This window comes from Kribbella sp. NBC_00662 (assembly GCF_041430295.1).
GTDB lineage: Bacteria > Actinomycetota > Actinomycetes > Propionibacteriales > Kribbellaceae > Kribbella.
Window position 1 is genome coordinate 4,457,285 of the sequence record NZ_CP109029.1, and the last position, 21,045, is coordinate 4,478,329.

Genomic DNA, 21,045 nt, shown 5'->3' on the forward strand with positions numbered 1-21,045 from the left:
TTATCAAGATACTTGAAGGGACGAGAGAAAATGAAGGTATTGGTGATCGGTGGCGGGACCGGCGGCCTGGCCCTGGCGCACGGCCTGAAGCGAGCCGGGATCGGCGTGACCGTGTTCGAGCGGGACGCGGTGCGGACCGACGGTCTGCACGGTTACCGGGTAGGGATCGACCCGGACGGCAGTCGCGCGCTGCATGCGCTGCTGCCGAAGGACCTGTACGACACGTTCGTGGCCACGAAGGCGCGCGATCCGAAGTACTTCAACATGCTCACCGAGGACTTCAAGGAGGTCCTGTCGATGGAGATCCCGGCATCGACGGATCCGGTCGAGAGTGAGAAGTCGATCAGCCGGATGACGCTTCGCCAGGTGCTGCTCACCGGGCTCGACGACGTCGTCGAGTTCGGCAAGGAGTTCACCCACTTCGAGCAGCACGGCGACCAGGTCACGGCGTACTTCGCCGACGGCACGAGCGCCACCGGTGACCTGCTCGTCGCCGCTGACGGGTCAGGATCGCGGGTGCGGCGTCAGTACCTGCCGCAGGCGAGGACCGAGGAGACCGGGATCGTCGCGATCGCGGGCAAGCTGCCGATCACCGAGGAGAGCGCGAAGCTGGTGCCGCCGAAGGTCTTCGAAGGCATCTCGATCGTGACCGCGCCGCGCGGATTCGCCTGCATCCTGCACGTGATGGAGTTCCAGTGGGACCGCGACGGCCACGTGAAGCGCGGGATCGGCGGCAACACCGAGGAGCTCATCCGGCGCTGGCCGGGCCTGCAGTTCGACAACACGCGTGACTACATCAACTGGGGTCTGTCCGCGACGAAGGACAAGCTGCCGGCGAACATCATGCAGCTGAGCGGCGCGGAGCTCGTCAAGGTCGCCCTCGACGCCACCCCGGGCTGGCACCCGAACCTGCGCCGGCTGTTCGAGCTGACCGATCCGGGCACGTGCTTCCCGGTGAACATCTGGACGTCGGTCCCGCTTGAGCCGTGGAAGACGACCAACGTCACGCTGCTGGGTGATGCGATTCACACCATGACGCCGGGCCGCGGTGTCGGCGCGAACACCGCGCTCCGCGATGCGGTGAACCTGTGCCGCGCACTGATGGACGTACGCGACGGTCGCCGGGAGTTGATCGCCGCGGTGCATGACTACGAGGCGAAGATGATCGAGTACGGCTTCGACGCCGTGATCAAGTCGCGGGCGCAGATGACGTCCGCCGACCCGGTGCACAAGCCCGTGGTCGGCCGGGTTGCGTTGGCCGGCATGCGGACGGCGATGCGGACCGTCAACCACCTGCCGCCGGTCAAGCGCCGGATGCGCGACTCGATGCTCGCCTACCGCGGCGCCGACCGGGACGAGCTGACCTTGGAGATCACGCCCCGCCCGGTGGCCCGCTGATCAGCGCTGACCGATGTGCTCCGAGACCGCGTCGAACACGCGGCCGACCGCGGCGAAGTCCTCGGAGCTGGCGAGGTCGACCAGGTTCTCCCGGACGCCCTCGACGTGGTCCGGCGCGGCCTGCTCCAGCAGGGAGAATCCGGCCTCGGTCAGCTCGGCCCAGACTCCGCGTTTGTCGCTCGTGCACGACGTACGCCGAACCAGGTCCGCCGCCTCGAGGCGGCCGACCGTGTGGGTCAGGCGCGACCGGCTCTGGTGCAGCCGGTCGGCCAGATCCGCCATCCGGAGCCGCCGGTCGGGGGACTCCGACAGCCGGACCAGGATCTCGTAGTCGTTGATGCCGAGACCGAATCGGCGCAGGTCGTCGTCCAGCTTGGCCATCAGGCGTGCGGTGCCCAGCAGGTACGCACGCCACGCCACCTGCTGCTCGGGGCTGAGCCACCGAGTCCCAGTCTCCATCGTCGTCACGGGAACAGTGTACCGGGAATGTAGTTGACTTTTAAACCGTTACTGCCTACTGTCGTAGTCATCGGTTGAAGTTTTAACTATAGACCCGGCTGCGTCGCCCCCGACCAGTACGTACACCTTCCCGAGAGGACCCCATGAGCGACACCACCACCGGCACCCTGACCAGCACCATCCCCGGCCTGGTCGCCGGTACGTACGCCATCGACACCGCGCACACCGAGATCGGCTTCACCGTCCGGCACCTGATGACCAAGGTCCGCGGCACCTTCCAGGAGTTCAGCGGCGAGATCACCGTCAAGGACACCATCGAGGAGTCCGGCACGAACGTCTCCATCGAGCTCGGTTCCGTGCACACCCGGAACGAGCAGCGCGACGGGCACCTGAAGTCCGGCGACTTCTTCGACGCCGAGAACAGCCCGAAGATGACCTTCGTCAGCACCGCGATCAAGCCGGAGGGTGACGACTACATCCTCGCCGGCGAGCTGACCATCAAGAACGTCACCAAGCCGGTCGAGCTCGGCGTCGAGTTCCTCGGCGTCGACCAGAACGCCTACGGCCAGACCATCATCGGCTTCGAGGCCTCCACCTCGATCAGCCGCAAGGAGTGGGGCATCGACTTCAACGTCCCGCTCGAGGGTGGCAAGCTGCTGATCGGCGACAAGGTGGACATCCACCTCGACGTCCAGGCTGCTCTGCAGGCCTGACGCACCACGACCAAAGCCCCGCATCCGCCACGGATGCGGGGCTTCGTCACGCCTGGACCATCCGGTGGGCGAGGTCGGCGTACAGCTTGCCGAGTGCTTCGGGGTCACCGCGGTGCGGCGTGTACCAGCGGGCCACGTCGATCGAGAGCGAGAGTACGGCGAGGGTTGTGCCGGGCAGGTCGGTGACGGCGAAGTCGCCGGCCGCCACGCCGTCCGCGAGGACCTGTTCGATCTGCTGGGAGATTGCGCGGCGGATCGTCGCGACCTCGGCCAGGTGTTCGGGGGAGAGGGCAGCCAGCTCGTACTGGACCACGCGGGCGATCGTGTGATGCTCGGCGTGCCAGGCCGTGAAGGCGGAGACCAGGGCGCGGAGCCGGTCCGCGGGGGTCGCGCCGTCGTCGGCGGAGCGCAGTACCTCCAGCGCCGCGTTGTGGCCGTAGAGGCTGATCTCGAACAGCAGGCGCTCCTTGGACGGGTAGTGCACGTAGAGCGCGGCCGGGCTCATTCCGGCGCGGGACGCGATGTCGCGGGTCGTCGTGGCCTGGTAGCCGCGCTCGGCGAAGGCGTCGACGGCACCGGTCAGCAGCCGGCGCGCGGCGGCCGGCTGGACATGCTCCCAGACCAGGGGACTCGTGACTGCGGACACGTTGACACCTTGCACCAAACGCGTGAAGCTAAGCAAGCGCTTAGCCAGAGATCTCACAATTGGGGAGGCCTAGATGGATCGCGTCATCTTCAACGAGGACCACCACGCATTCCGGGCCAGTGCGAAGGAGTACTGCGACCGCTCGCTGGTGCCGCGGATGGAGCAGTTCCTCGAAGAGAAGACGATCGATCGGGCCGCCTGGCTGGAGGCCGGCAAGCAGGGTTTCCTCGGGCTCGACGTGCCGGAGGAGTACGGCGGTTCGAGCGTCGGCGACTACCGCTTCAACCAGGTCTTCGCCGAGGAGGTGTCGAAGGTCTCGGCCTCGCTGTCGAGCTGCTTCGGCATCCACTACGACTGCGCCGCGCCGTACTTCGTCGACCTCGGCACCGAGGAGCAGAAGCAGCGCTGGCTGCCGAAGTTCTGCTCGGGTGAGTACGTCGCCGCGATCGGGATGACCGAGCCGTCGGGTGGTTCCGACCTCGCCGCGCTGAAGACGACCGCGAAGAAGGCCGACGGCGGCTGGGTGCTGAACGGCTCGAAGACCTTCATCACCAACGGCGACATGGCCGACCTGGTGATCGTCGCGGCCCGCACCAACCCGGAGAAGGGCGCGAAGGGCATCACGCTGTTCGTGGTCGAGGAAGGGATGGAGGGCTTCGCCCGCGGCCGGAAGCTGGACAAGGTCGGCCAGACCGAGTCGGGTACGTCGGAGCTGTTCTTCGAGGACCTGTTCATCAGTGACGACAACGTGCTCGGCGAGCTCGACCGCGGTTTCATCCACATGATGGAGCGGCTGGCCCAGGAGCGGATCGGCGCCGCGGTGTCGAACATCGCGCACGCGACCCAGATCCTCGACGAGACGATCGAGTACGTGAAGCAGCGCAAGGCCTTCGGCCAGTCCGTCGGCTCGTTCCAGTACAACAAGTTCCTGATCGCCGAGCTCGTCACGAAGGTCGAGGTCACGCAGGCGTACGTCGACAACGGCGTGGTCGCGCACGACGAGGACCGGCTGACCGCGGTGGATGCCGCGAAGACCAAGTGGTGGAGCGCCCAGGTGCAGAACGAGGTCCTGGACGCGTGTGTCCAGCTGCACGGCGGCTACGGGTACATGAACGAGTACCGGGTCGCCCGCGCCTGGCGCGACGCCCGAGTGACGAAGATCTGGGCCGGCTCGAACGAGATCATGAAGGAACTCATCGGCCGAGATCTGGGCCTCTGAAAGGGATAGAGAGATGCCTGAAGCAGTCATCGTGTCCACGGCGCGCTCGCCGATCGGCCGCGCGTACAAGGGGTCGCTGACCACGATCCGGCCGGACGACCTCGCCGTACAGATGATCAAGGCGGCGGTCGACAAGGTCGGGCTGACCGGGGACCAGATCGAGGATCTCGCGCTCGGTTGCGCGGAGCCGCACGACGAGCACGGCGGCAACATGGCCCGTCGGGTCGCGGTGCAGCTCGGCTGGGACAACACGCCGGCCACGACGGTCAACCGGTTCTGCGCGTCGTCGACGCAGACCGCCCGGATGGCTTTCCACGCGATCAAGTCGGGTGAGGGCGACATCTTCGTCAGCGCCGGCGTCGAGTGCGTGTCGCGGTACAAGAACTTCGGCTCGGCCGGGGTCGGCGACCCGAGTTCGTTCAACCCGGTCTTCACCGACGCGGTCGCGCGGACCGAGAAGTACGCCGAGACCAACGACACCTGGCACGACCCGCGCGCGGACGGGCAGATCCCGGACATCTACATCGCGATGGGGCAGACCGCGGAGAACGTCGCGACGCTGCGCGGGATCACCCGGGCCGAGCAGGACGTGTTCGGCGTCCGTTCGCAGAACCTGGCCGAGAAGGCGATCGGCAACGGGTTCTTCGAGCGCGAGATCGTCCCGGTGACGCTGCCGGACGGGACGGTCGTGAGCAAGGACGACGGCCCGCGGGCGGGGACCACGCTCGAAGGCGTCAGTGGCCTGAAGCCGGTGTTCCGTCCCGACGGCACGGTCACGGCCGGCAACTGCTGCCCGTTGAACGACGGCGCCGCGGCGGTCGTGATCATGAGCGACACCAAGGCCCGTGAGCTCGGCCTGACCCCGCTCGCGCGGATCGTGTCGACCGGGGTGAGCGGTCTGTCACCGGAGATCATGGGCCTCGGTCCGGTCGAGGCGTCGAAGCAGGCGCTGGCCCGGGCCGGGATGAGCATCAACGACATCGACCTGGTCGAGATCAACGAGGCGTTCGCGGTGCAGGTGATCGGTTCGGCGCGCGAGCTCGGGATCGACGAGGACAAGCTGAACGTGCACGGCGGCGCGATCGCACTCGGCCACCCGTTCGGGTCGACCGGTGCGCGGATCATGACCACGCTGGTGAACGGTCTGCAGTTCGAGGACAAGCAGTTCGGTCTCGAGACCATGTGCGTCGGCGGCGGTCAGGGTATGGCGGTCGTGCTCGAGCGTCTCAGCTGATGACGCTGGAGAACCGTACGGCGATCGTCACCGGAGCCTCTCGCGGGATCGGGCTGGCGGTCGCACAGCGGCTCGTGGCCGACGGCGCGCGGGTCGTCATCACTGGTCGCACCCAGGAGACGCTCGACGACGCCGTGAAGTTGCTGGGCGGCCGTCAGCACGCGCTGGCGATCGCGGGTAACGCAGCCGATCCCGCCCATCGCGGCGCGGTGGTTGCCGCGGCGGTCGCGACCTACGGGTCGGTGGACCTGCTGGTGAACAACGCCGGCATCAATCCGATCTACGGGAAACTGCTCGACGTCGACCAGGGTGTCGCGGCGAAGATGGTCGACACCAACGTGCTCGCCGCGATCTCGTGGGTCAGGGCCTGCCGGGACGCGTGGATGCGTGCCCATGGTGGAGCCGTGGTCAACCTGTCCTCGGTAGCCGGTCTCGGTCCGTCACCCGGCATCGGGTGGTACGGCGCGACCAAGGCGATGCTGTCCCGGGTCACCCAGGAGCTGGCCGTCGAGCTGGCTCCGGAGATCCGGGTCAACGCCGTGGCTCCGGCGGTGGTCAAGACCAAGTTCGCCGGAGCCCTCTACGAAGGACGTGAGGAGAAGGTCGCTTCGACGTACCCGTTGGGCCGGCTGGGCCGGCCGGAGGACGTCGCCTCGCTGGTGTGGTTCCTGTTGTCCGACGAGGCGTCGTGGATCACCGGCCAGACCATCACGATCGACGGCGGTCTGACGCTGAACGGCGGGATCGTCTAGGGCTGACGGCCCTGCCAGCCGGCCAGCTGGTCGTACGGCGCGGCGTCGTCGGCCACCGGTACGACGGCGGCGAACGGGATGTGGCCGCCACGTCCCTCGGCCGGGACGAAGCGGCGGACCATCGGCAGCACCTGTGCCGCCAGGTCCTGGTCGAGCTGGTCGAGACGGCCGGTTGCCTTCGCCAGATCCCATGCATGGGTTGCGAGCTCGCCGGTGTAGGCGCCGATGGCGGCCGCGCCGGGGAACGTTCCCCACGGCAGCTTGCAGATACGTCCGAGTACGGCGTCGTCCGCGAGCGTGTCGTCGAGCGACACCCGCCGTTCCTTCCAGGCAGCCGGTACGTCGTCGACGCCGGTCGTGACGACCGGGATCGTCAGCGGGTCGCCGCCGCGGAGGGCGAGGTCGATCCGCGCGATGACGGTCAGCAGGTGCCCGAGCAGCGTGCTGACGTCGTACTCGTCGCATGGCGTCGGTAGGTCGAGGTTGTCGGGGCCGGTGGTGTCGACGAGCTGCTGCGCCTGGTCGAGGGCCCGGACGAACAATGGGCGAGGATCGTTGTTGTTCATGGCAAACAGCTTCGCGGGGTATATACGACATCTTCTGTCCCATATTCTGAAGTCGTGCGAGCAGACCGGTTGTTGCAGATCATCCTGTTGCTGCAGCGGCATGAGCGGCTGAGTGCGCGCGACCTCGCCGAGCGGCTGGAGGTGTCGACGCGAACCGTCATGCGCGACATGGAGGCGTTGTCGGCGGCCGGCGTACCCGTCTACAGCGAGCGTGGACGCAACGGCGGCTGTGTGCTGCTGCCCGGATACCGGGCCGACGTCAGTGAGTTGACGCCGCGGGAGGCGCAGGCGCTATTCGCCTGGTCGGGGCGAGCCGCGCTGTCGGAGGAGCTCGGGCTGCAGGACGCACTGCACTCGGCGATGGGGAAGTTGTCTGCGACGTTGCCGGTGGAGTTGCAGGGGGACGCGGACGCGTTGTCCGGTGCGATCGTGGTCGACCGACGGCGGTGGTTCGCCGAGGCCGAGGACACCGGTGCCTTGCCGGTACTGCGACAGGCCGTGGTCAAGCGTCGACGAGTCCGCCTTCGCTACGCGTCGGCCAGCGAGGGCGTGCAGCGCCGTACGGTCGATCCGTGGGGGCTCGTGGAGCAAGCCGGACGCTGGTACCTGGTGGCGGCGCATCGTGGGGCCGCGCGGATGTACCGGGTGTCGCGTGTGGAGCAGGTAGACGTCCTCGAGGAGCTGGCGGATCGGCCCGACGGGCTCGACGTACGGGCGGAGTGGGAACGGCTGCGGTCGGGGCTCGAACGGCACCTGCCGGTCGGTGTCGACGTACTCGTCCGGGTGCGGCCGGAGCGGGTCGAGCTGATCCGGCGGATCGCCACTCCGATGCTTGCCAAGGGTGAGGTGGCGCGCGACGTGCCGACGGATGACGAGTGGCCGCATCTGCGGATGCACTTCCGGGTGCAGGAGGCGGCGTGCGGCGTGCTGCTCGGGTTCGCCGGTGATCTGGAGGTGCTGGAGCCGGCGGACCTGCGGGCGCGGATGCTGCAGCTGGCCGAGGCAGCGGTCGCGACCTACCGCTGACGGGTCGCGACGAAGGTCTGCCGCAGGATGATGTTGCCGTCGGCATCTTCATCCTCGTTGCGCCAGCGGAAGCCGGTCTCGGTGATGCCGGTGAACTCCCAGCGGGTCTTCGCGCTCTGCGACTCCAGCGTGATGGTGTCCGCGGTCGCGTGCGCGATGAACGGCATCACGGACGCGGCCTTCGGACCCATCCAGGTCGAACGGAACGCCTGCAGGTCCGGATCGAAGATGCGCATCGACAGACCCCACTCGCCGTCGCCGTCGGTGGCGCGGGCCGCACGGCTCGGGGTGATCCAGATGTCCGCGACCGCGCGACCGTCGAGCACCCAGGCGAAATGCCATTCACCCTTGGTCTGTCGCGTCACGGCGCCGGTCTCGTCGTACCAGGCGACGTCGAGATCCCAGCTGCCGATCAGCGGGGCGAACGGCCGGAACGCGTCGGCGTACTCGGGCCGGGGGCCGTCGGAGACCATCAGTTCGGCGAAGGTCCGGGCCGCCGAGGCGCCGTCGGTAATCTGCATGACTGTTGCTTATGCCTGACATCCGAATGCGGTCAAGCGTAAATGCGGACGCCCCGCCGCCGGTGACCCCGTCGCGTGCAACCACGATGGCACTTCCGGCGGTCGGGGCGATCAGTCCGACAGCACCGCGTCACTCTAGTACGACTCCGCTACACGGCCGAATCACGAGACTCTCGCACCTGTTGCGATCGCGTTGCTGGTTGTTAATGCATGGCGTGGGTGCGGCGTGCTGGTTAGGGTCCGGGCATGACGACGCGGGTGGTGGTCCGGCAGGCCGTGGGTGAGGACGCCGAGGCAGTGGCAGCGGTACGGCGGGTCGTGTACCCGTACAAGGCGATGTCGGCGGCGGCGACCCGGCACATGATCACCGTGCAGTCGCCCGGGCAGCGGTACCTGCCGCTGGTCGCGGAACGCGACGGCGAGATCGTCGCCTGGGGATCGGCCGGGCTGACCGTCTGGACGAGTGAGCCGGGTCAGAGCGAGGTGGCGGTGTTCGTACATCCCGATCACCGCAAACAGGGCATCGGCAGTCAGCTGGCCGAGCGGCTGCACCAGCACCTGACCGAGGTCGGTGCGGTCCGGGTGCGGACGTTCGTCCACCCGGACGGTCTCGAGTTCGCCCGCAATCTCGGGTACGACGGTGCGCGGCAGATGCACTTCGCCGGCGTCGAGCTGACGTCGTTGCCGGAGCAGCCGCCGACGCCCGACGGCATCGAGTTGGTCGCGTTCGACGCGGTGGATCCGCGAGCGGCCTATACAGCGGACACGATCGCGTCATTGGACGAGCCGAGTGACTCGCCGATGGACTCGATCGAGTACGACCGGTGGCTCGAGGAGATCTGGAACAGCCCGTCGATGGACAAGTCGCTCAGTGTCGCGGCGATGGCCGGTGACGAGATGGCGGCGTTCACCATCGTCGAGACCGACGGTGATCGGATGTGGTCGGGCATGACCGGCACGATCCCGGCGTACCGCGGTCGGGGGCTGGCCAAGCTGGTGAAGTCCGTGGCGCTGCGGCGGGCGGCCGCGGCCGGGATCACCTCGGCGTACACGTCGAACGACGACGAGAACGGGCCGATGCTTGCCGTCAACAACTGGCTCGGCTACCGCCGCGTCCAGACCGAGCTCGGGCTCCTGCGCACGCTGGACAACTGACCGATGACGACGATCGCCTTCGATCGCGTCCAGCACCTGGTCCAGGTCCCGGTGACCGTCGGTACGACGGAGTACCGCTTCCTCGTCGACACCGGGATCGGGACCACGGTGATCTCGTCCGCGGTCGCCGATCGCCTCGACGGGGCAACGACCGGCGAGACGTTCACCGGGCGGCGGATGTCCGGTCAGGCAATCGAGGTGCCGCTGGTCCGGGTCCCGCGGATCGCGCTCGGCGACTTCGTGGTCGAGGGGCACGTCGCCGGCGTCGCCGATCTGGGTGATGCCTTCGTGGGGATCCTCGGGCCGACGTTCTTCGAGAACCATTCGGTCACGACGGATCCGGACGCGAAGACGCTGACCGTCCGGCCGCGGGAGAGTTTTCGTGCCGACGGCCCCGAGATCCCGCTGGAGGTACGGCGTGAGTCGGTGTCGGCCGACCCGTTCGTACAGCTCGTACTGCCGAGCGGCCGCGAGATCACCGTGGAGGTGGACACCGGCTCGGACAGCTTGATCCTGGACACCCGCTTCGCGGCGGACTGCGGGGTCGATCTGGCGGATCCGAAGGTGTCGATGCGGACCGGCACCGACGAGACCGGGTACGAGTGGCAACGACACTGGGCGACGATCGCCGGGAGTGTTCACCTGGCTGCTGCACCGCAGACCGCGCAGGCGGCGCCGCGGATCATGTTCCAGGACATCATTCATGACGGCCTGGTGGGTACCGGGTACCTCGAGCGGTACAGGATGACTTTCGACATCACGGGGGCTCGTCTCGTGCTCGGCGCGCGAACCCTCTGAGACAGAGCTGTAATCGGTTTACTTCCGGTATGCACCTGAAAGGGCGTTACCTTCCGGAGGACTTCGTCGTTGGAGTTCCCGAGGGAGTTGGGATGGAGATCAGGGCGGCTGGACCGGGGGATGTGGACGCGGCACTCGCGTTGCACGACACGCTCGTGCCGTACCTGGTCGTCACTCGGAGTTCGCTGATCCGGCGGCTGACAGGCCCCGCCGCTCCCGGGCGAGGCGCTTTCGCGGCGCTGGACCATGGCGAACTCGTGGGCTGGGCCTCGAGCGGGCTGATCGGCGGCTCGGACCCGCTGGACGGGGAGCTGCGGCTGCTGGTCCGGCCGGAGTACCGCGGGCGCGGTATCGGCACGAGCTTGCTGGAGGCAACGCACGCGGACCTGCGGGCGGCCGGGGCGACGTCGGCCCGGGTGTTCGCCGACCCGGGCAGTGTCGACTGGGCGGCGCGGTTCGGCTACCGGCAGACGCGGCAGGTGCACTACGCGGGCATCGACCCGCGCAAGGTCTCGGACAGTCCCGAGGTCCCCAGCCGGGTGAGCCTGGTGCCGTTCACCGAGGTCGACCCGCGCCTGCTGCACGCCACGGACGAAGTTGCCCAGCGCACCAAGCCGGGCGACGCGAAGATCTCCTCCCATCCGTACGACGAGTGGCTCGCCGACATCTGGAACTCCGCGGACCTGATGCGTGAGGTGAGCGTCGCCGCGATGTACGAGGGTCAGGTCATCGCGTTCACGCGCAATCACGGCGATCGGTCCAAGATGTGGTCGAGGATGACGTCGACCCTGCCGGAGTACCGCGGTCGTGGCTTGGCGAAGCTGGTGAAGAGCGCGGCGTTGCACCGGGCCGCCGATGCGGGGATCCAGGGCGCGTACACCGCCAACTACGACGGCAACGCGCCGATGATCGCGGTCAACGAATGGCTGGGCTATGACCGGATCGCCACCCACCCGGTGCTGATCTGCCCCCTCTAGGGGACGAGCAGTACGACGGTCTCCGCAACGCAGGCGGGCTTCGTGGAGCCCTCGAGCTCGATGACCCAGTTCAGCGAGACCTGGACACCGGCCGGGGTCTCGACCGCATTGGAGATCGAGGCGCCGGCGCGGACGCGGGTGCCGACCGGGACCGGTGCGGGGAAGCGGACCTTGTTCACGCCGTAGTTGAGCTTGGCGGTGACGCCGTCGACCTTGAAGAGCTCGTCGCCGAAGCGGGCGATCAGGCTCAGGGTCAGGTAACCGTGGGCGATCGTGCCGCCGTACGGGCCGTTCTTGGCCCGCTCGACGTCGACGTGGATCCACTGGTGGTCCCCGGTCGCCTCGGCGAACTGGTCCACCTGCTCCTGGGTGATCTCCAGCCACTCGGTCTCGCCGAGCTGGGTGCCGACCGCGTGCGCGACCTCGTCGGCACCGTTGAAGGTCTGCGGCATGTCAGGCTCCCTCGAGTTGCGCGCTCAGTTGCGCGGTCCGCCGGCGACGTACAGGACCTGGCCGGAGACGAAACCGGCCTCCTCGCTGCAGAAGAACGACGCCGCGGCGGCGATGTCCTCCGGCTTCCCGGTCCGCTGCACCGGGATGGTGGCGGCGGTGGCCTTCTTGAACTCCTCGAAGTCGACGCCGACCCGGGCCGCGGTGGCCGCGGTCATGTCGGTCTCGATGAAGCCCGGGGCGATCGCGTTCGCGGTGACGCCGAACTTGCCCAGCTCGATAGCCAGCGTTTTGGCCAGGCCCTGGAGGCCGGCCTTCGCGGAGGCGTAGTTGGCCTGGCCGCGGTTGCCCAGCGCAGAGGTCGAGGAGAGGAAGACGAGCCGCCCGTACCCGGCGTCGACCATGTGCGACTGGACTGCCTTGGACATCAGGAAGCTGCCCTTGAGGTGGACGGACATGACCGTGTCCCAGTCGTCCTCGGACATCTTGAACAGCAGGTTGTCCCGCAGAACGCCGGCGTTGTTGACCAGGATCGTCGGTGCGCCGAGCTCGGCCACCACCCGCTCGACCGCGGCGGCGACCTGGTCGGCCTTGCTGACGTCGGCGCCGACGCCGATCGCCTTGCCGCCGGCCTCGGTGATCGCCTTCACGGTGGCGTCACAGGCGCCCTCGTCGAGGTCGATGACCGCGACGGCGTTCCCGTCCTGGGCGAGCCGCTGCGCGACGGCCGCGCCGATTCCCCGGGCTGCCCCGGTCACGATCGCCACCCGCTCGCTCATCCACCGCTCCAATCGGTCAACTGGTCTGCCGGGGATGACATTACCCACGCGTTGTCATCGGGGTAGTACCCCGGATGCGATGATCGCCGTGTGGATCATCACAACCGCCACGTCTATCACTGCCCGTTGCGGTGGGGGGACATGGACGCGCTCGGCCACGTCAACAACGGCCGGTACGTCGACTACCTCCAGGACGCCCGGGTGGATTTCCTGTTCCGTACGGCGAAGGAGCTCGGCGCGGACGCCCTCGAGACCGGACTGCTGGTGGCACGGCACGAGGTCCAGTACCGGGCGCCGTTGCTGTTCCGCCCCGAGCCGGTCCGGATCGAGCTGTGGATCAGCGAGATCAAGGCCGCCTCGTTCACGGTGGACTACGAGATCCTCGACGCGGAGCCCGAGCGCCGTACCTATGTGGAGGCCCGCACGCGGCTGGTGCCGTTCGACTTCAACGCCAATCGGTTGCGCCGGATCACGCCGGTGGAGCGCGAGGCGTTGACCAAGCTGGTGGGCGCATGACGTTCACGTACCAGGTCCTGGTCCGCTGGTCGGACATCGACTCGTACGACCACGTGAACAACGTGCGGTACTTCGACTACCTGCAGGAGGCCCGGATCGCGTTCCTCGCACAGGTGATGGGGACCACCGGGGACTACTTCGCGCAGTACCCGGTCGTGCTGGTCAGCCAGACGGTCGACTACCTGCGGCCGATCCTGCTGCGGCACCCGCCGTACGACGTGGACGTGTGGGTGGCCTCCGTCGGTACGACGTCGTACACGCTCGGGTCGCGGATCGTGGATCGCAGTGGCGAGTCGGAGGATGTGTACGCGAGGGCGGAGTCCGTACTGGTCGTCGTGGACGGTGAGACGCACGCGAAGCGACAGCTGGGAGAGGCGGAAAGGGCAGCCCTCCTCGAACACGTTGTGACCACTTGAGAGACTGGGCACGACATGAGTGAGCAGCAGAGCTTCTATGACGCCGTCGGTGGGGCGGATACCTTCCACCGGTTGGTGGCGGCCTTCTACCGCGGTGTTGCCGCCGACCCGGAACTGCGAGCGCTGTACCCGGAGGAGGACCTCGGTCCGGCCGAGGTGCGTTTCCGGATGTTCCTGGAGCAGTACTGGGGCGGCCCGAAGACGTACTCCGAGCAGCGCGGGCACCCCCGGCTGCGGATGCGGCACGCCCCGTTCGCCGTCACCCCGCGCGCACGGGACCTGTGGCTGGGCCACATGCGCGCCGCGCTGGACGAGATCGCCCTGACACCGGAACAGGACGAGCAGATCTGGACCTACATGGTGATGGCCGCGCAGAGCATGGTGAACACCGACGAACCGCAGTACCCGGGCGCGATCGACGTGTCCGGCCGCTGAACCTTTTCTTCTAAGGAGACACAACGAGCATGGCTACCACTCGTACGGCCAAGGCCCACTGGGAAGGCTCGCTGATGGAGGGCGCCGGTCAGGTCGCTCTCGAGTCGTCCGGTGTCGGCACCTACGACGTCACCTGGGCCTCCCGCGCGAACGACGCCAACGGCAAGACCAGCCCGGAAGAGCTGATCGCCGCCGCGCACTCCACCTGCTTCTCGATGGCGCTGTCGCACGCGCTCGCCGGTGCGGGCCACGCGCCGACGTCGATCGACACCCAGGCCGACGTCACCTTCCAGCCGGGTGAGGGCATCACCGGCATCAAGCTGTCGGTCAACGGCAACGTCCCCGGCATCACCGCCGACGAGTTCGCCGAGTACGCCGAGGGCGCGAAGAAGAACTGCCCGGTCTCGCAGGCGCTGTCCGCCGTCCCGATCACGCTGGACGTCACCTTCACCGCCTGAGTCCCACTGAGCGGCGTCCGGCACGAGTGTGCCGGACGCCGTTTGCTGTTTCAGCCGTGGAACTGCGCGACGACCTTGGTGAAGTCGTACTGGCTCTGCGAGATGCCGCTGCACGAGTCGCCGTCGTTGTTGCTGCCGCCGCAGGCCCGGTCTCGATTGACCGACCAGAACGTGAAGCGGGCCAGGTGGTGCTGCTGCGCGTAGGCGAGCATCGTCTTGAAGTCCTGCAGGCGGACCGTCTCGCCATCGTCGGTCTTGCCGTTCATCGACGAGATACCCATGTGCCGGTACGCCGTGTCGTCGGAGTACCCGTACGCCGTCTTCAGCCGGCCCTTCAGGCCCTCCTCGGCCTTCTGGGTCAGCGTCGCCATGTTGGTCGAGCCGCCGCCGAAGTCGAACGGCATCAGCACCCAGCCGTCGTTGGCCAGCCCGGCCTTCGCGGCGCGGTTGATCAGGTCGACCCCGGACGAGTCCGGGCCGGTCTGGTCGGTGCCCATCGTGATGTAGGTCTTGATCCCGGAGTTCTTGCTCTTCACGGTCTTCAGCGCGTCGACGACCCGCTGCCGCGCCGCCGAGCTGTGGAACTCGGTGTCCTCGATGTCGATGTCGATCGCCTTCAGCTTGTAGGCGTCGATCACCTTCTGGTACGCCCCGGCCAGCGCGGAGGCCGAGGTGCACTTCTCGCCGAGCTTGTTGCCGGACCAGCCGCCGAACGACGGGATGACGTCGCCGCCCGCGGCCCGGATGTTGTTGATCGCGGTCTGGTCCGAGCCGCCGGTCAGCGCGCGGTCGCCGTCCCACTTCGGGTTGCAGCCGCCGTCCGAGAGGATGAAGGCGAGCGTGAACCACTTGTTGCCGGCCGCCTTCATCACGTCGGCCGGCTTCTGCGGGTTCCCCCAGCCGAGGTACTCGTACGGCGCGGCGCCGATGCCGGCCGGATCCGCCTGGGTCTGCTGGGTGGATGCTTGCGCGGCGACAGCCGCGCCGACCAGCAGGCTGCCGACGGCTGCCGTCACGACGGCGGCCTTGAACATGCGCATGTCGAACTCCGATCCTTGGGGGCGGGCAAAGAGTTAGGAAAGTTTCCTATCAATTGCAGGTCCCGGTCAATATCGGAGACCGATTTATGTCGGCGCCGTCGAGCAGACTGCTCGCATGCTCGAAGAACTGCTCGACAACCACCTCGCCTTCCTCGCCGCCCACCGGGGAGAGGTACGCCGTTCCGCCGATTCGATCGAGGTGGTGGGTGAGTCGGACGAGTTCTCGGCGTGGACCCCGCTCTCGCCGACCGCTGAGCTCCCGGCCGGGACGTCCACGGTCCGGCTGGTGCCGTGGAGTGGTCCCGGGTGGGTCGAGCGGTTGACTGCGGAAGGCTTCGCGCCCGCCGAGGTCCTCGTGCACATGGAGGCGTCGGCCGGGGAGGTGGAGGGAGGGCCGGTCGCGGCGATCGACTCGGACGCGGACGCTGTGGGGTTTGCGGAGGTGCAGAGTGCGGCGTTCCTCGAGGTCGGCGAGCCGGACTACGACTGGTGGCAGAAGATGTTCGTCGAGCGTGCGCTGCAGAACTACCGCGCGCCCGACCAGTCGCTGTATCTGCTCCGGGTGGACGGCGATCCGGCGTCGAGCACGCTGGTGCTGCGAACGGGATCAGTCGTCGGGGTCTACGCGGTCGCGACCAAACCGCAGTACCGCGGCCGAGGTCTGGCGACGACGCTGCTGGCGCAGGCCCGCCGGGATGCGGCCGGCGGCCGACTCACGCTGCAGGTCGTTGGAGGCTCGGACGCGGAGCGGCTCTACCTCAAGCTCGGGTTTCGTCGTGCTTTTCGGTCGCCGTACTTTCGTCGGTCTTCGCCTCTTCCTTCTCGGTGACCGAGCCGACGCCGGAGGAGGCCTCGCTGTTCGGGTCGCGGTTGGTGAGGTTGCCGATCCGGACGACCTCGCCGTTGCGGACGTACCAGGTCGTGCCGTCCTCGCCGCGCAAGGTGGTGATCCGCAGGCCGACCGCGACCACGGTCCCGGTCGCCTTCTCCATGTCGATCAGGTCGCCCACGCCGTACTGGTCCTCGAAGATCATGAACACGCCGGCCAGGAAGTCCTTCACAAGCGTCTGCGCGCCGAAGCCGAGGGCCACGCCGATGATGCTCGCCGAAGCGATCACCGGCAGGATGTTGAAGCCGAGCTCGGCCAGCACCATCACCACGAGTACGGCGGTCAGCACGATCGTGACCGCGCTGGTCAGCAGCGACGCGATCGTCTCCGCGCGCTGGGCCCGGCGCTCGTTGGCCAGCGTGTTCTCGACGAACTCCTGGCCGCGCTTCGATTTCGCCAGCACGCCGGCGACCGCGCCGTTGCCGGTCCGGCGGGCGAACCGCCGGATGACCTTGTGCAGCAGCCAGCGGAGTATGAAGAAGCCGATGATCAGTCCCGCGATGCGGGCCGGGACGACCACGATCTGGTCGGTCACCTCGAGTTTGCCGTCGTTGCCGGTGCGGAAGAACGTCGGAAACGCGTCCGGCGGCGGCGCCAGACGCGAAAACAGGGGGTGACTGAACGGGGACAGAAGGTAGCTGGTCAGAATAGGCATCTCGCCGCCTGATCTTAGTAAGGCTGACAAGGAGACGGAAAAGCATGTCGAGCCGGCTGGATGACGAGCTGTCCAGGCTCGTGAGTGCTGGTGTGCTGCGCCAGTACCAGGCCGAATCGATCCGTGACGCCGCCGACGCCGAGATCGACGCGGCGCTGGCCGACCCCGGCCGGTCCCGTCCCCAGCAGACCGCCCAGGCGCCCGAGCCGGCCAAGCCGAAGCCGCCACCCGTCGAGGGCCACCCGAACGCCCTGGTCGAGGTGCTCGGCTACATCGGCGGCGCGCTGCTGCTCGGGGCGGTCGCGCTCCTGACCTTGGCGAACTGGGGCGAAATGGGTCGCGCGGCCCGGGTCAGCACCGGTACGACGGCAGCCGTCGTACTGCTCGGCGCGGCGGTGGTGCTCGCGTTGCTGCGGCGCCGCGAGCAGCTGAGCTCGGCGCTCGCGTCGCTCGGGTGTTGTGTGGCCGGCTTCGCGACGTTCGTGGCGATCGAGGGAGAGACCGGCCGGGTCGCCGGGGTGGCGGTCGCGCTCGCGCTGGCCGCGGTCGGGTTGTGGTGGCTCGAAGGCTCATCGTTGCTGGTGGCAACGTTCGGGATCCTGGCCGTCGGTGTGTTGGTGATCACGGCAGATGTCCTCACTCCGGACACCGGATCGGCGGCGAACAGCGCGGGTATCGCCGGCACCGGTTTCATCATCGTCGCGTTCGTGTTCGCGATGCTCGGACTGGTGCGGGATCAGGTGACGTCGTGGTCACTGGCCGGAGCAGCGATGTTCAGTTCGTCGATCTGCTGGCTGGTCCAGGAGCGTGGCGAGATCATGGCGCTGGCCGTCGGGACGGCGGGTCCCGCCGCGTTGCTGGTCGCGTACGGTCGCACCCGGCGTTCGGCGTACGCCGTGGTGGGCTGCGCGATCCTCCTGGTGATCTGGCCGACGTCGCTGTACCAGCTGACCGACAACATGGCCGGTGTGGCGATCGGACTGGTCGTGGCCAGCGGTGTGCTGCTGCTCGCCGTACTGATGCTCAGCAGGCGGCGCTCGAACGAGTAACGCGGCGCGCGCCGTTTAGCCGTTGGTGCGGTTGATGCGGCAGACTCGCTGAGGTGACAGCTCCTACTGCAGCCCTTGTCGAGCTAGCGGTTGCCCATGGCGTGGCGACGGAGTACTGGAACTGGCAGGGCGAGCATGTGATCGTCGCGAGCGAGGTCGTGGCCGACGTACTCGCGGCGCTCGGTGTGGACGCGTCCACACCGGACAAGGCGGCACTCGCGCTGGCTGAGCACCAGGAGGCGCGCTGGCGACGTACGCTGCCCGCGACCCTGGTGATGCGCGAGGGGTGGACGCCCTGGTTCGCCGTACACCTGCCGCACGGTTCGACGGCAGAGGTGTGGGTCGACCTCGAGGACGGCGGTCAGCGCCGCGACATCCCGCAGCAGGACCACTGGGTCGAGCCGCAGTGGGTCGACGGCGTGCAGGTCGGTGAGGCGACGTTCCAGCTGCCTGGGGACCTGCCGCTCGGGTACCACCGGCTGTGCGCGCGCATCGGTACCAATCCGGAGATCTCGGTCAGCACGCTGATCGTCACGCCGCGGAAGCTCGAGCCCGAGAAGCTGCGCCGCACCTGGGGCTGGGTGCTGCAGCTGTACTCCGTTCGGTCGCGGCGGTCCTGGGGGATCGGCGACCTACACGACCTGGGCGACCTGGCCGCGTGGTCGGCACATGATCTGGGCGCCGGGTTCGTACTGGTGAACCCCCTGCACGCTGCGGAGCTGGCCGGGCGGATGGAGCCCTCGCCGTACCTGCCGGCGTCGCGGCGGTTCGGCAACCCGATCTACCTCCGCATCGAGGACATCGACGAGTACGGCGACCTCGCGCCGGCGGAACGGGATCGCGTCCGGACGCTGGCGCTGCAGGCGCGGGCGCTCAGCGAAGACGTGACCGCGATCGACCGGGACACGGTGTGGGCGGCGAAGCGCGAGGCGCTGCAGTTGCTGTTCCGGGTGCAGCCGTCGGTCGGACGGATCGCGGAGTACGGCGCGTACTGCGACCGGGAGAGCCAGGGGCTGATCGACTTCGCCACCTGGGCGGCGATCGCGGACGTCCACGGGCCGGAGTGGAGCAAGTGGCCGGAGGAGCTGCAGGAGCCCACGTCGCCGGAGGTTGTTGCCTTCCGCAACGAGAACCCGGACGAGGTCGAGTTCCATTGCTGGCTGCAGTGGCAGCTGGACGAGCAGCTCGCGCGGACGCAGGCCCGGGCCAAGGCGGCCGGCATGTCGCTGGGCGTCGTCCACGATCTTGCGGTCGGTGTGCATCCGGACGGTGCGGACGCGTGGGCGCTGCAGAACGTGCTGGCGCGCAACATCCACGTCGGTGCGCCACCGGACGCCTTCAACCAGCAGGGGCAGGACTGGTCGCAGCCGCCCTGGCGGCCCAACGCGCTGGCCGAGACCGGGTACGCCGCCTGGCGGGATCTGGTGCGCGCCGTGATGCGCCATGGCGGCGGGCTGCGGATCGACCACATCCTCGGGATGTTCCGGCTCTGGTGGGTGACCTCGCCGGAGCGGCCCACCGAGGGGACGTACGTGCGGTACGACCACGAGGCGTTGATCGGGATCCTCGTGCTGGAGGCTCAGCGCGCCGGGGTGACCGTGATCGGCGAGGACCTGGGGACGGTCGAGCCGTGGGTGCGTGACTACCTCACCGAGCGCGGGATCCTCGGTACGTCGGTGCTGTGGTTCGAGCGCGACGCCAACGGGAAGCCGCTCGCGCCGGAGCGGTGGCGGGAGCTGTGTCTGGCGACAGTGACCACGCACGACCTGCCGCCGACGGCTGGGTACCTGGCCGGCGATCACGTCGAGCTGCGGAACCGGCTCGGTCTGCTGACACGTCCGGTCGCGGAGGAGCTTGCTGTCGACGAGGCCGACCGTGACGCGTGGCTGGCGGCGTTGCGCGAGCGCCATCTGCTCAGCAACACCGACGGCGATGTCGAGCGGATCGTGGAGGCCCTGCACCAGTACGTCGCGCATACGCCGTCGAAGCTGGTCGGTGTCGCGTTGACGGACGCGGTCGGCGAACGGCGTACGCAGAATCAGCCGGGTACGACGGACGAGTACCCCAACTGGCGGATCCCGCTCGGCGGGCCTGACGGCGAGCCGGTCCTGGTCGAGGACCTGCCGAACAACCACCGCCTGCGCCGGCTGATCGGCGCGCTGAACATATAGCTTTCCGTATTCAACTGCTCACCAACCGTTGACAATAGATTTGAACGGTTGTTTTCTATTGAGCAGGAGGCGCCTTCCTTCGCTGTTCCACCGCCCCAGCAGTTGAAGGAGCTCGCATGCTGCGCAAAAGGAAACTCGGCATTGCCGGAATCGCCGTCGGCGCGCTTGCGCTGACGGTGTGCACGTCGGTGCCGCTCGCCTACGGGCATGGGTACACGACCGGGCCGATCAGCCGGGCCAAGAATTGTCAGAACGGAGCTGTGCAGGACTGCGGTCAGATCCAGTGGGAGCCGCAGAGTGTCGAAGGACCCAAGGGGTTCCCGCAGGCCGGTCGGCGGGCGGGAGCCTCTGCTCGGCCGGGCTGCCGCAGTTCGCCGAGCTGGACGACCAGCGCGGCGGGACCTGGCCGGCCACCCAGCTCCAGGGTGGTCAGGGGTTCACGTTCTCGTGGCATCTGACCGCGGCGCACGCGACCACCGACTTCAAGTACTACATGACCAAGCAGGGCTGGGATCCGACCCAGCCGCTGACGCGGTCCGCGCTGGAGCTCGAACCGTTCCTCACCGTCCCGATGAACGGCGCGCGCCCGGCGACCGATGTGTCCCACCCCGGAACCATCCCGACCGGGCGGACCGGACGGCACATGATCCTCGCGGTCTGGACCATCGCCGACACCGCCAACGCCTTCTACCAGTGCTCGGATGTTAATTTCTAATTCAATCT

Annotated in this window: 24 protein-coding genes and 1 pseudogene; 17 read left to right on the forward strand and 8 right to left on the reverse strand. The window is 68.2% G+C overall.

Annotation, left to right across the window (positions count from 1 at the left end; all coding sequences use genetic code 11):
- The first annotated feature begins 30 nt into the window (after nt 1–30).
- Nucleotides 31–1,398: an FAD-dependent oxidoreductase gene (locus OHA10_RS22415; RefSeq protein ID WP_371400717.1), complete on the forward strand. Its 1,368-nt coding sequence runs from the start codon at nt 31–33 to the stop codon at nt 1,396–1,398.
- Here the strand turns inward: OHA10_RS22415 and OHA10_RS22420 are convergent, their stop codons facing one another.
- Nucleotides 1,399–1,857, reverse strand: coding sequence for a MarR family winged helix-turn-helix transcriptional regulator (locus OHA10_RS22420; RefSeq protein ID WP_371407978.1), 459 nt, complete (start codon nt 1,855–1,857; stop codon nt 1,399–1,401).
- A gap of 143 nt (nt 1,858–2,000) precedes the next feature.
- Here OHA10_RS22420 and OHA10_RS22425 point away from each other — a divergent pair, with 143 nt between their 5' ends.
- Nucleotides 2,001–2,570, forward strand: a complete 570-nt coding sequence (locus OHA10_RS22425) for a YceI family protein (protein WP_371400718.1) — start codon at nt 2,001–2,003, stop codon at nt 2,568–2,570.
- Nucleotides 2,571–2,616: 46 nt separating this feature from the next.
- On the opposite strand, the gene OHA10_RS22430 is transcribed toward OHA10_RS22425, so the two are convergent.
- Nucleotides 2,617–3,216: a TetR/AcrR family transcriptional regulator gene (locus OHA10_RS22430; protein WP_371400719.1), complete on the reverse strand. Its 600-nt coding sequence runs from the start codon at nt 3,214–3,216 to the stop codon at nt 2,617–2,619.
- Nucleotides 3,217–3,289: 73 nt separating this feature from the next.
- Here OHA10_RS22430 and OHA10_RS22435 point away from each other — a divergent pair, with 73 nt between their 5' ends.
- Genes OHA10_RS22435 through OHA10_RS22445 form a run of 3 tightly spaced genes read left to right on the forward strand, consistent with a single transcriptional unit; the run spans nt 3,290 to nt 6,421 of the window.
- A complete protein-coding gene (locus tag OHA10_RS22435) occupies nt 3,290–4,435 on the forward strand; it encodes an acyl-CoA dehydrogenase family protein (RefSeq protein WP_371400720.1) in 1,146 nt (381 codons plus the stop codon).
- Between the two features lie 13 nt (nt 4,436–4,448).
- Nucleotides 4,449–5,669 (forward strand): acetyl-CoA C-acetyltransferase, encoded by a 1,221-nt coding sequence (locus OHA10_RS22440; RefSeq protein WP_371400721.1) that lies wholly within the window; start codon nt 4,449–4,451, stop codon nt 5,667–5,669.
- Nucleotides 5,669–6,421, forward strand: a complete 753-nt coding sequence (locus OHA10_RS22445; protein ID WP_371400722.1) for an SDR family oxidoreductase — start codon at nt 5,669–5,671, stop codon at nt 6,419–6,421. The genes OHA10_RS22440 and OHA10_RS22445 overlap by 1 nt, the downstream gene beginning before the upstream one ends.
- Here the strand turns inward: OHA10_RS22445 and OHA10_RS22450 are convergent.
- Nucleotides 6,418–6,987, reverse strand: coding sequence for a TIGR03086 family metal-binding protein (locus OHA10_RS22450; RefSeq protein ID WP_371400723.1), 570 nt, complete (start codon nt 6,985–6,987; stop codon nt 6,418–6,420). The genes OHA10_RS22445 and OHA10_RS22450 overlap by 4 nt on opposite strands.
- Nucleotides 6,988–7,041: 54 nt before the next feature.
- Here OHA10_RS22450 and OHA10_RS22455 point away from each other — a divergent pair, with 54 nt between their 5' ends.
- Nucleotides 7,042–8,013, forward strand: coding sequence for a helix-turn-helix transcriptional regulator (locus tag OHA10_RS22455; RefSeq protein ID WP_371400724.1), 972 nt, complete (start codon nt 7,042–7,044; stop codon nt 8,011–8,013).
- On the opposite strand, the gene OHA10_RS22460 is transcribed toward OHA10_RS22455, so the two are convergent.
- Complete coding sequence (locus tag OHA10_RS22460; protein ID WP_371400725.1) at nt 8,004–8,534, reverse strand: hypothetical protein; 531 nt, start codon at nt 8,532–8,534, stop codon at nt 8,004–8,006. The two genes, OHA10_RS22455 and OHA10_RS22460, sit on opposite strands and share 10 nt — an antisense overlap.
- Nucleotides 8,535–8,780: 246 nt before the next feature.
- Here OHA10_RS22460 and OHA10_RS22465 point away from each other — a divergent pair, with 246 nt between their 5' ends.
- The 3 genes from OHA10_RS22465 (at nt 8,781) to OHA10_RS22475 (ending at nt 11,464) form a co-directional block, all read left to right on the forward strand.
- On the forward strand, nt 8,781–9,689 hold the full coding sequence (locus OHA10_RS22465) for a GNAT family N-acetyltransferase (RefSeq protein ID WP_371400726.1): 909 nt from the start codon (nt 8,781–8,783) through the stop codon (nt 9,687–9,689).
- A gap of 3 nt (nt 9,690–9,692) precedes the next feature.
- Nucleotides 9,693–10,487, forward strand: coding sequence for a retropepsin-like aspartic protease (locus tag OHA10_RS22470; RefSeq protein WP_371400727.1), 795 nt, complete (start codon nt 9,693–9,695; stop codon nt 10,485–10,487).
- Nucleotides 10,488–10,579: 92 nt separating this feature from the next.
- Nucleotides 10,580–11,464, forward strand: coding sequence for a GNAT family N-acetyltransferase (locus tag OHA10_RS22475; protein WP_371400728.1), 885 nt, complete (start codon nt 10,580–10,582; stop codon nt 11,462–11,464).
- Here the strand turns inward: OHA10_RS22475 and OHA10_RS22480 are convergent.
- Nucleotides 11,461–11,916, reverse strand: coding sequence for a MaoC family dehydratase (locus OHA10_RS22480; RefSeq protein WP_371400729.1), 456 nt, complete (start codon nt 11,914–11,916; stop codon nt 11,461–11,463). The two genes, OHA10_RS22475 and OHA10_RS22480, sit on opposite strands and share 4 nt — an antisense overlap.
- 24 nt (nt 11,917–11,940) lie before the next feature.
- Nucleotides 11,941–12,693 carry an SDR family oxidoreductase gene (locus OHA10_RS22485; RefSeq protein ID WP_371400730.1) on the reverse strand — a complete coding sequence of 251 codons (753 nt, stop codon included), beginning with the start codon at nt 12,691–12,693 and terminating at the stop codon, nt 11,941–11,943.
- Nucleotides 12,694–12,783: 90 nt separating this feature from the next.
- On the opposite strand from OHA10_RS22485, the gene OHA10_RS22490 reads away from it, so the two are divergent.
- From OHA10_RS22490 to OHA10_RS22505, 4 genes are read left to right on the forward strand one after another with little or no spacing between them, the layout of a single operon-like run.
- Nucleotides 12,784–13,209, forward strand: a complete 426-nt coding sequence (locus OHA10_RS22490; protein ID WP_238159486.1) for a thioesterase family protein — start codon at nt 12,784–12,786, stop codon at nt 13,207–13,209.
- Nucleotides 13,206–13,625 (forward strand): acyl-CoA thioesterase, encoded by a 420-nt coding sequence (locus tag OHA10_RS22495; protein ID WP_371400731.1) that lies wholly within the window; start codon nt 13,206–13,208, stop codon nt 13,623–13,625. Before OHA10_RS22490 ends, OHA10_RS22495 begins: the two co-directional genes overlap by 4 nt.
- A gap of 15 nt (nt 13,626–13,640) precedes the next feature.
- Complete coding sequence (locus OHA10_RS22500; protein ID WP_371400732.1) at nt 13,641–14,060, forward strand: globin; 420 nt, start codon at nt 13,641–13,643, stop codon at nt 14,058–14,060.
- A 29-nt stretch (nt 14,061–14,089) separates the two neighbouring features.
- Nucleotides 14,090–14,518 carry an OsmC family protein gene (locus OHA10_RS22505; RefSeq protein WP_137253591.1) on the forward strand — a complete coding sequence of 143 codons (429 nt, stop codon included), beginning with the start codon at nt 14,090–14,092 and terminating at the stop codon, nt 14,516–14,518.
- A gap of 50 nt (nt 14,519–14,568) precedes the next feature.
- Here OHA10_RS22505 and OHA10_RS22510 read toward each other — a convergent pair whose 3' ends face one another.
- Complete coding sequence (locus tag OHA10_RS22510) at nt 14,569–15,558, reverse strand: chitinase (protein WP_371400733.1); 990 nt, start codon at nt 15,556–15,558, stop codon at nt 14,569–14,571.
- Between the two features lie 115 nt (nt 15,559–15,673).
- On the opposite strand from OHA10_RS22510, the gene OHA10_RS22515 reads away from it, so the two are divergent.
- Nucleotides 15,674–16,387: a GNAT family N-acetyltransferase gene (locus tag OHA10_RS22515; protein WP_371400734.1), complete on the forward strand. Its 714-nt coding sequence runs from the start codon at nt 15,674–15,676 to the stop codon at nt 16,385–16,387.
- Here OHA10_RS22515 and OHA10_RS22520 read toward each other — a convergent pair.
- On the reverse strand, nt 16,317–17,102 hold the full coding sequence (locus OHA10_RS22520) for a mechanosensitive ion channel family protein (protein ID WP_371400735.1): 786 nt from the start codon (nt 17,100–17,102) through the stop codon (nt 16,317–16,319). The two genes, OHA10_RS22515 and OHA10_RS22520, sit on opposite strands and share 71 nt — an antisense overlap.
- Nucleotides 17,103–17,146: 44 nt before the next feature.
- Between OHA10_RS22520 and OHA10_RS22525 the strand changes: the two genes are divergently transcribed.
- From OHA10_RS22525 to OHA10_RS22535, 3 genes and pseudogenes are all read left to right on the forward strand, one after another.
- Nucleotides 17,147–18,151, forward strand: coding sequence for a hypothetical protein (locus OHA10_RS22525; RefSeq protein ID WP_371400736.1), 1,005 nt, complete (start codon nt 17,147–17,149; stop codon nt 18,149–18,151).
- Nucleotides 18,152–18,204: 53 nt separating this feature from the next.
- Complete coding sequence (gene malQ / locus OHA10_RS22530; RefSeq protein WP_371400737.1) at nt 18,205–20,322, forward strand: 4-alpha-glucanotransferase; 2,118 nt, start codon at nt 18,205–18,207, stop codon at nt 20,320–20,322.
- Between the two features lie 116 nt (nt 20,323–20,438).
- Nucleotides 20,439–21,037: pseudogene (locus OHA10_RS22535) on the forward strand (lytic polysaccharide monooxygenase).
- Nucleotides 21,038–21,045: the final 8 nt, after the last annotated feature.